We start from the raw sequence: 5,352 nt of genomic DNA, 5'->3' as shown, positions 1-5,352 counted from the left end.
AGCTCCGCACCTGATGGAACGGAGCGAACGGACCGTTCACCTCGAAACGCCGCACCAACGGTCCGTTCGCTCCGTCCTCCCGAGCTCAGAGCTGGGGAGCGATCTCGCTGGCGACCAGGTCGAGGTGGTCCAGGTCGGAGAGGTCCAGCACCTGCAGGTACAGGCGGGTGATGCCGGTGCGCTCGCGCCAGGCACCGATCTTGTCGACCGCCTCCGCCGGGGTGCCGGCCAGGCCGTTGAGCCGCAGCTCCTCGACCTCGCGGCCGATGGCCTCGGCCCGGCGGGCGATCTGCGCCTCGTCCTTGCCCACGCACAGCACCAGCGCGGCCGAGCGCACGATCTCGCCGGCGTCGCGGCCAATCTCCTCGCACGCCTCGCCGACCCGCTCGAACTGCGCGGCAGCTGTGTCGACGTCGGCGAACGGCAGGTTGAACTCGTCGGCGAAGCGCGCGGCCAGCGCCGGAGTGCGCTTCTTGCCCATGCCGCCGATCAGCACCGGCGGCCGCGGCTGCTGCACCGGCTTGGGCAGCGCGGGAGATTCGGCCAGCTGGTAGTGCTTGCCGTCGAAGTGGAAGTGCTCACCGGCAGGGGTGCTCCACAGCCCGGTGATGATCTCCAGCTGCTCGGCGTAGCGGTCGAAGCGCTCCTTGAGCGGCGGGAACGGGATGCCGTAGGCGGTGTGCTCCTCCTCGTACCAACCGCTGCCGAGGCCGAGCTCGATGCGCCCGCCGGACATCTGGTCGACCTGCGCCACGGCGATCGCCAGCGGGCCGGGCAGCCGGAAGGTGCCGGCGGTCATCAGCGTGCCCAGCCGCAGCCGGCTGGTCTCGCGGGCAAGTCCGGCCAGCGTCACCCAGGCGTCGGTCGGGCCGGGTTCGCCGGTCACCGACCCCATCTTGAGGTAGTGGTCGGAGCGGAAGAACGCGTCGTAGCCGGTCGCTTCCGCGTGCTTGGCGACCCGCAGCAGGTCGTCGTACGTCGCGCCCTGCTGGGGCTCGGTGAAGATCCGCAGCTTGAAGTTCTCAGTCACGATCTCGAGGCTAGTGGCGCCGACCTGGCGCCACCTCGTCAACGGGTGCGCAGGCCCTGCAGGACTCGCTCGATGCAGGCCCCGATGTCCGCGCGGGCCTCCTTCGGCGTGCTGGAGGCCGCTATGGCGGTCGCGCCCGCCGACAGCGAGCCGAACACCACGCGGGCCAGCGCATCGATCGGCAGCGGGTCGATCTCCCCCGACTCGATCAGCCCGGCGACAGCCGCGCGCACCACCCCGAAGGTGTAGGACTCCTCGGCGGCGCGCCAGCGCTCCCAGCCCATCACGGCGGGCCCGTCCTGCACGACGATGCGCTGGTAGGACGGTTCCAGGCAGACCTCCAGGAAGGCGCTGAGCCCGGAGCGGGTGGCCTCCCACTGGTCCCCGGCATCGGACAGCACTCCGCCCAGGCGCGAGACGACGCTGGTCTCGACCGCGTCGAAAGCCGCCTCGAACAACGCCTGCTTGCCGCCGAAGTGGTGGTAGAGCGCGCCCTTGGTGACCCGGGCCAGCCTGGCTATCTCCTCCAGCGAAGTGCCCGCGTAGCCGTGCTCGGTGAACAGCTCGACGGCGGAGTCCACCAGCGCCTGCCGGGTGGCCTCCGAGTACTCCAAACGTCGAGGTCGAGCTGTCGCCATGCTCACAACCCTATGTCATACCGACGGTACGCAGCCGTGCTACCCTCGGTGTACCAACATACTCTCGGTATGCCGCACACCCGGGGTATCCACCCGGGTCCGATCCCGGAGAGCGACCATGAGTTGGAACGACTTCCACCAGCGGCAGAGCGCGATCGCGACGGTTCTCGGCAACGCTCGCCAGAACCCGGACCAGGCACTCGACCGAGTGCCCGCGCCCTTCACCGACACCACCGAGCTGCTGCGCGCCCTGCAGTACAAGTGGACCCAGCAGCTGACCGGCCGGATCGACGTCGCGCTCGCCGAAACCGACGACGCCGCGGACGGCGACCGCATCCAGGCGGTCACCGAGGCCTGGCGCCGCACCGCCGAGGCGAACCCGGCGCTCCGCGACCTGCTCGACCGGCACCAGGCGAACCCGGTCCTGCGCCACGACGCGGCCCGCGAGCACCGCATGCTCGCCCTGGCCACCGGCCTGGCCGAACCCGCCGAGCCGGACGCGGAGATCGCCCGCGTCGGCAAGGCCTTCCTCCAGCTGATCCGAGCCACCCCGACCGAATCCCGCAAGTCCTGCCTGCTGTCCCTGCGCTGACCCGCAGTCACGAACGCTGGAACGCCGGGGCGGTCGGCTCCTGCCGGAGGGTCGGCACCGGCATGCGGAGCGCGTGGGCGGTGGTCAGGGCTCGCCGCTCGCGCACCGACGCGGCCATGCCGCGGATCAGCGCCGAGGGCTCGACCGCCGCGTTCGGCCGGACCAGCTCCACCGGCCACGGCAGCACGTGGCACAGCCGGAGCACGACTACGAACGGCATCAGCGCGATCTGCACCGCGAGCTCCGCCGCCGCAGCGCAGAACAGGACCGCGAACAGGAGCAGGAACGGGATCGCGATGATCGCCGAGATCGGATCGTCACCGAGCCCGCTGGGCAGGCTGTCCAGCGCGTACTCGAACGACGTCTTGCGCCGCCACAAGAACCAGCGCCGCCGCCCGTAGGGGCTCAGCTTCTTCTCCACCAGCCGCCAGCGCTGCGCCTTGATCTCGACCGGCGTGAACTTCGCGTGCTCCCCCGCCAGCAGCGCCTCCGCTCCGTCGAGCCCGCTGTTGCTGCCGAGGTGCTCGCGCAACGCACTACGCATCCGCCGCGCCGTGGCGAGGGTCCCCACGCGGACCACCCCGGCGCGGCACCCGCGGGCGCTGATCTCCAACCGCCATCCCCGGTTGGCGGCTCGCACGACCAGGACCAGCGGCATCAACGCGAAGATGACCAGCAGTTCCAGCCAGCAGCCGAGCAGCACCAGGGTGAACGGCACGAGCCAGGCCAACCGCAGCGCTACCGAGATCGGGCCTTCACTCAGCCTCGGCCAACGATCACCCATCACGCGCAGGCGCATCACGCGGGACCACGGCGCCCATCGGATGCGCACCGTCCAAGATGTTGCAGACACGACCGGTCAGTATTCCCGCATCGATCACCGGCGACCCCTGGTACACCGAACCTACCGAGAGTAGGTTTCGGGCATGACGAGGTGGACCGCAGCCGACATCCCCGACCAGACCGGCCGAACCGCGCTGATCACCGGTGCGAACTCCGGCCTGGGCCGCCGCAGCGCGCAAGCCCTAGCCGAACGCGGCGCCCGCGTCCTCATCGCCTGCCGCAACGCCGAGAAGGGACGCGCAGCCCAGCAGGAGATCGCCCGGACCGCCACCACGGCACCAGAACTCGTCGAGCTGAACCTCGCCGACCTCTCGTCGGTCCGCGACGCCGCCGCCGAGATCCGCGAGCGCACCGACGGCCTGGACGTCCTCATGAACAACGCCGGGGTGATGGCCACCCCGCGCCGCACCACCGAGGACGGCTTCGAGCTGCAGATCGGCACCAACCACCTCGGCCACGCCGCGCTGACCTGGCTGCTCCTCCCGGCCCTGCGCCCGGGCGCGCGGGTGGTGACGGTCTCCAGCCTCGCCCACCACGGCGGCGGCCTGGACGTCGACGACCTGAACTTCACCCGCCGCCGCTACCACCCGGTGCGCGCCTACAGCCAGTCCAAGCTCGCCAACCTGCTGTTCGCGCTGGAACTCGACCGCGCGGCCAAGCGCGCGCAGCACGACCTGATCAGCGTTGCCGCCCACCCGGGCATGGCGATGACCGAGCTGACCCGCAACACGTCCCGCCTGCACTCGCTGCCTGCACCGGTGCACAACGTCGTCCACCTGGGCACCCGCCTGGTCACCCAGCCGGCCGAGCACGGCGCCCTGCCGCAGCTCTTCGCCGCGACCGCACCGGGCGTCCGCGGCGGCGACTACTTCGGCCCCGGCGGCATCGGCGAGGTCCGCGGCCACCCGTCCCGGGCACGGGTGAGCAAGGCCGCGCGGGACGTCCGCACCGCCCAGCGGCTGTGGGAGGCCACCGCCGAGCACACCGGCGTCGCGCCGAGTTGGTGACCCAGCTCACCAGCGGTTTCTTTCGCCTGGTGGAACGAGATGCGAGATGACCACGGCGCGCCCCGAGGGCGTAGCCTGGGGCGCGTGACTGTGGCGCCGGAGGGTCGCAAGCTGCTGCGGTTGGAGGCCCGCAACAGCCAGACCCCGATCGAGAAGAAGCCGTCGTGGATCAAGACCCGCGCGCGGATGGGACCCGAGTACCAGGAGCTCAAGGGTCTGGTCCGCCGCGAAGGACTGCACACCGTCTGCGAGGAGGCGGGCTGCCCCAACATCTTCGAGTGCTGGGAGGACCGCGAGGCGACGTTCCTCATCGGTGGGGACCAGTGCACCCGCCGCTGCGACTTCTGCCAGATCGACACCGGGAAGCCGGCCGCGCTGGACGTCGAGGAGCCCCGCAAGGTCGCCGAATCGGTGCAGGCGATGGGCCTGCGCTACTCGACGGTCACCGGCGTCGCCCGCGATGACCTGCCCGACGGCGGTGCCTGGCTGTACGCGGAGACGGTCCGCCAGATCCACGCGCTCAACCCGGGCACCGGCGTGGAGCTGCTGATCCCGGACTTCAACGCCGACCCCGACCAGCTGGCCGAGGTCTTCGGCTCCCGGCCGGAGGTGCTGGCGCACAACCTGGAGACCGTGCCCAGCGTGTTCCGCCGGATCCGCCCCGGATTCCGCTACGAGCGGTCGCTGAAGGTGATCTCCGAGGCGCGCGACGCGGGCCTGGTCACCAAGTCCAACCTGATCCTGGGCATGGGCGAAACCCCGGACGAGGTGCGCCCGGCGCTGCAGGACCTGCACGACGCGGGCTGCGACATCATCACCATCACCCAGTACCTGCGGCCCAGCCCGCGCCACCACCCGGTGGACCGGTGGGTCAAGCCGGAGGAGTTCGTCGAGCACACCAAGGCGGCCGAGGAGATCGGCTTCCCCGGTGTGATGGCCGGGCCGCTGGTGCGCTCCAGCTACCGCGCCGGCCGGCTGTTCGCCAAGGCGACCGTGCACCGCGGCATGCCGCTCCCGGAGAACCTGGCGCACCTGGCCAAGGAGGGGACGGCCGCGCAGGAGGCCACCAGCCTGCTGTCCCGCTGAGCAGTTCCCACAACCGCACATCCATCGGCCCGGGGATCGTTTCCGCTGGTCATGACACGTGAGCACTTCGGGGCGCCAGAGCACCCCGAAGTAGAGGGGAAGGTCGTGGCCAGTTCCGGTGGCGACCAGCCGCTGCTGACCCCTTCGGAGTTCGCT

At 71.1% G+C, this 5,352-nt stretch carries 6 protein-coding genes; 3 read left to right on the top strand and 3 right to left on the bottom strand.

Going from position 1 to position 5,352, the window contains the following annotated elements; translation table 11 throughout:
- Window positions 1-85: 85 nt before the first annotated feature.
- Together ABTZ89_RS35235 and ABTZ89_RS35230 are read right to left on the bottom strand one after the other, a co-directional pair.
- Window positions 86-1,030 carry an LLM class F420-dependent oxidoreductase gene (locus tag ABTZ89_RS35235; protein WP_351053115.1) on the bottom strand — a complete coding sequence of 315 codons (945 nt, stop codon included), beginning with the start codon at window positions 1,028-1,030 and terminating at the stop codon, window positions 86-88.
- Between the two features lie 38 nt (window positions 1,031-1,068).
- Window positions 1,069-1,668: a TetR/AcrR family transcriptional regulator gene (locus ABTZ89_RS35230; RefSeq protein ID WP_351053112.1), complete on the bottom strand. Its 600-nt coding sequence runs from the start codon at window positions 1,666-1,668 to the stop codon at window positions 1,069-1,071.
- A gap of 118 nt (window positions 1,669-1,786) precedes the next feature.
- Between ABTZ89_RS35230 and ABTZ89_RS35225 the strand changes: the two genes are divergently transcribed.
- The gene (locus tag ABTZ89_RS35225; RefSeq protein WP_351053109.1) at window positions 1,787-2,260 is read left to right on the top strand and encodes a hypothetical protein; all 474 of its coding nucleotides are present in this window, start codon (window positions 1,787-1,789) and stop codon (window positions 2,258-2,260) included.
- 7 nt (window positions 2,261-2,267) lie between these two features.
- Here the strand turns inward: ABTZ89_RS35225 and ABTZ89_RS35220 are convergent, their stop codons facing one another.
- Complete coding sequence (locus ABTZ89_RS35220) at window positions 2,268-3,092, bottom strand: hypothetical protein (protein ID WP_351053106.1); 825 nt, start codon at window positions 3,090-3,092, stop codon at window positions 2,268-2,270.
- A 94-nt stretch (window positions 3,093-3,186) separates the two neighbouring features.
- Here ABTZ89_RS35220 and ABTZ89_RS35215 point away from each other — a divergent pair, with 94 nt between their 5' ends.
- Together ABTZ89_RS35215 and lipA are read left to right on the top strand one after the other, a co-directional pair.
- Window positions 3,187-4,110 carry an oxidoreductase gene (locus ABTZ89_RS35215; protein WP_351053103.1) on the top strand — a complete coding sequence of 308 codons (924 nt, stop codon included), beginning with the start codon at window positions 3,187-3,189 and terminating at the stop codon, window positions 4,108-4,110.
- A gap of 84 nt (window positions 4,111-4,194) precedes the next feature.
- On the top strand, window positions 4,195-5,196 hold the full coding sequence (lipA, locus tag ABTZ89_RS35210; protein WP_270949491.1) for a lipoyl synthase: 1,002 nt from the start codon (window positions 4,195-4,197) through the stop codon (window positions 5,194-5,196).
- Window positions 5,197-5,352 lie beyond the last annotated feature (156 nt).

It is taken from the genome of Saccharopolyspora sp. NPDC002686 (assembly GCF_040295745.1).
Taxonomy (GTDB): domain Bacteria; phylum Actinomycetota; class Actinomycetes; order Mycobacteriales; family Pseudonocardiaceae; genus Saccharopolyspora; species Saccharopolyspora oryzae.
This window is presented reverse-complemented; position numbering and strand designations above follow the sequence as displayed.